Annotated in this window: 2 protein-coding genes; one reads left to right on the top strand and one right to left on the bottom strand. The window is 56.2% G+C overall.

Annotated features, from left to right (window positions below; translation table 11 throughout):
* Window positions 1–1,641, top strand: a 1,641-nt coding sequence (locus B3797_RS03600; RefSeq protein WP_311790408.1) for a TonB-dependent siderophore receptor, incomplete at its 5' end; no start/stop codon positions are given.
* A 64-nt stretch (window positions 1,642–1,705) separates the two neighbouring features.
* Here the strand turns inward: B3797_RS03600 and B3797_RS03595 are convergent.
* Window positions 1,706–2,453: YeiH family putative sulfate export transporter (locus B3797_RS03595; protein WP_311790407.1), on the bottom strand; the 748-nt coding region annotated here is incomplete at its 5' end.

The following is a 2,453-nucleotide window of genomic DNA, read 5'->3' as shown; positions in this document are numbered from 1 at the left end:
CGCCCAACCGCTGAGCCGATCCATAAAATTCAGGTGCGCGGCGGTAATAAACATCTCGGCGAAGCGGCGTTTGATTTCGGTGGCGCGCTGAACGACGAACGCACCCTGCTCTATCGTCTCAATGGGATCGCCAGCACCCAGCACCAGTTTGTTAAGGACTATAAACAACAGCGGCTGGCGATTGCCCCCGCCCTGACCTGGCTGCCAAACAGCGATACCAGCTTTATCCTGCTGACCAGCTACCAGAACGATCCTAAAGCGGGCTACCGCAACTTTCTGCCTGCCCTCGGCACCGTTACCGCAACCGCTAACGGGCAGTATATTCCCTATGATATGAACGTCAGCGATCCCTCCTGGAACCAGTCGAAGCGCGAACAGACGTCGGTCGGTTATCTGTTTGAGCACAGCTTCAATGAAAACGTCACGCTGGTGCAGAACCTGCGCTACTCGAATATAAACAGTAAATACAAATACCTGGTCTACACCACAAGCAACACGGAGATCTCCGACACCAATATCGCTCGCCGCGCCCAGCGTGAAAAAACCAGCACCGATGAGCTAGCCTTCGACAACCACCTGAACGCCAGATTCGATACCGGCGCCCTCTCCCATAACCTTGTCGCCGGGCTGGATTACAAGTGGAATAAAAGCACCAGCGAACTGTGGCGCGCAGGGGGAGATAAATATAACTTCGACTGGGCGAACCCGGTTTATGGTATCTCTGTCGATGAAAGCGAGCTTTCTAAAACTACCGACAGCGTGAAAAAGCTCGACCAGATTGGCCTCTACCTGCAAGACCAGCTGGAGTGGAAGAACTGGAATCTGCTGCTGTCCGGCCGTCACGACTGGAGCGAAGTCCGCACCCTGGATCGCACCGACAGTAGCCTGTCTCAACAAAACGACAATAAGTTCACCGGCCGCGCGGCGTTGCTCTATGCCTTTGACTTCGGCCTTTCGCCTTACGTCAGCTATAGCACCTCGTTCGAGCCTAACCTCGATTCGGGCGCGCCGGGTTCCGCGGCGTTTAAGCCGACAACCGGCGAACAAAAGGAAGTGGGCCTGAAGTTCCAGCCGAAAGGCAGCGATACGGTGTTGAGCCTGGCGCTGTTCGACATCGATCAGAAGAACATTACTTCGTACAACAGCGTGACCGGCTATAACGAGCAGATTGGGAAGACGCGCTCAAAAGGTGTGGAAACGGAACTGCACTCACAGCTGACGCCAGAAATCGCCGTCATAGCCAGCTACACCTTTACCGACGCGGTAATCAAAGAGAGCAATACCTCCGCTCAGGTCGGTAAAGCGCCAGCCGCCATCCCGCGCCATATGGCCTCGCTCTGGGGCAGCTACACCTTCCAGCAAGGCCCTCTGAAAAGTTTCACCCTGGGCAGCGGCGTGCGCTACACCGGCACCAGCTACGGCGACAATACCGAAGCGTTCAAGGTGCCTGCCTATACCCTGTATGACGTGATGGCCCGCTACGACCTGGGCGAAGCCAGCTCCGCTCTGAAAGGCACCACCCTTCAGTTCAACGTCAACAACCTGACCAACAAGCACTACGTCTCCTCCTGCAGCGGCACGACAGCCTGCTTCTACGGCTCCGGCCGAACGATGTTCGCGACGCTCAGCTACAGCTGGTAATGCCTTGCGCCCGGACTTTGCAGCCCGGGCGCACCTACTCCGCCTGGCCTCTATTCATTTGTGCTCAGCTAAAGAAGTGGTGAACCGCAACGTTAATTACTCCCCCACCCAGGATTAACCAGATAAACAGCATCAGACCCAAAAGCAGCGGGCGCAGCCCTGCTTTTTTCAGCTGACTAATGTGGGTCGTCAAACCAAGCGCCGCCATCGCCATCGCCAGCAGCACATTGTCGGCTTGATTAATAATGGCAATTGTCGGGGCTGAAAGCAGATGCGCAGAGTTAAACAGCGCGACCAGAATAAATCCGAGCGCGAACCACGGGAAAATAAGCGGCTGTTTTGCGCCGCCCGGCGCAGACGAACCGCGACGCACCATCAGGCCGATAATCACCAGGAACGGCGCCAGCATTAATACGCGCAGCATCTTGGTAATTACCGCTGCATTTTCGGTTTCACCGCTAATGGCATGGCCTGCCGCCACTACCTGCGCCACCTCATGCATAGTTGAACCGGTGTAAATACCAAATTCCGTCAGGCTGACGCCCGGCAGAAGCGGCGCAACCTGATGCCAGATAAACGGATACAAAAAGATGGCGGCGGTACCAAAAATAACCACTGTCGCAACGGCGACGGCAACTTTTGAGGCGGCGGCTTTGATGACCGGCTCAGTAGCCAGTACGGCCGCCGCGCCACAAATGCTGCTTCCGGCACCAATCAGCCATGCAGTTTCGCGATCCAGCTTTAAGATCCGGCGGCCCAGCCAGCAGGCGAGCATAAAGGTGCTTGTCAGGGTCAGCAGATCAATGATGACG

Source organism: Pantoea sp. UBA5923, assembly GCF_002431095.1.
Lineage (GTDB): Bacteria > Pseudomonadota > Gammaproteobacteria > Enterobacterales > Enterobacteriaceae > Pantoea > Pantoea piersonii.
This window is presented reverse-complemented; position numbering and strand designations above follow the sequence as displayed.